1 protein-coding gene is annotated in these 438 nt (G+C 68.5%); it reads right to left on the bottom strand.

All coding sequences use genetic code 11. The features are described from left to right. On the bottom strand, positions 1-438 hold a 438-nt coding region (locus tag J5M73_RS31455), incomplete at both ends, for a PAS domain S-box protein (RefSeq protein WP_207816984.1).

A 438-nucleotide genomic window follows, 5' to 3' on the forward strand; every position in this document is an offset into this window, starting at 1 on the left:
GTCATCAGCCGGCTCGTGAACTGCAGCTTTTCTTCCTGCTGGTGCGCGAGCTCCTGCGCCTTCTTGCGCGTCGTGATGTCGGTCGCGATCTGCATCTGCGCGAGGTGGCCGTCGACCCACTGGATGTACTGGCGGCGCACCTCGAACCACTTCTGGATGCTCTCGACGTACACCTCCTGCGCGTCCGCCGTGCTCTCGGTGAGCGCCGCGGCGGGCAGGCCGGCGTAGGCGTCGACCATGTCGATCGAATCGGACGACGCCTGCGCGGTGTCGAAGCCGCCGCCCGACAGTTCGAGGTGGCCGTCCGGGCGGATGCCGAACAGGTGCCGGTAGTAGCGGTTCGCGAACAGCAGCTCGGCTTCGTCCGCGGCGAGCACCGACACCGCGGCGTCGAGGCTCTCGAGCACTGTCGTGAAGCGCTCGTGCGCGGCCGCGAGC

Source organism: Pseudomonas sp. 50_B (assembly GCF_017491625.1).
Classification (GTDB): domain Bacteria; phylum Pseudomonadota; class Gammaproteobacteria; order Pseudomonadales; family Pseudomonadaceae; genus Aquipseudomonas; species Aquipseudomonas danubii.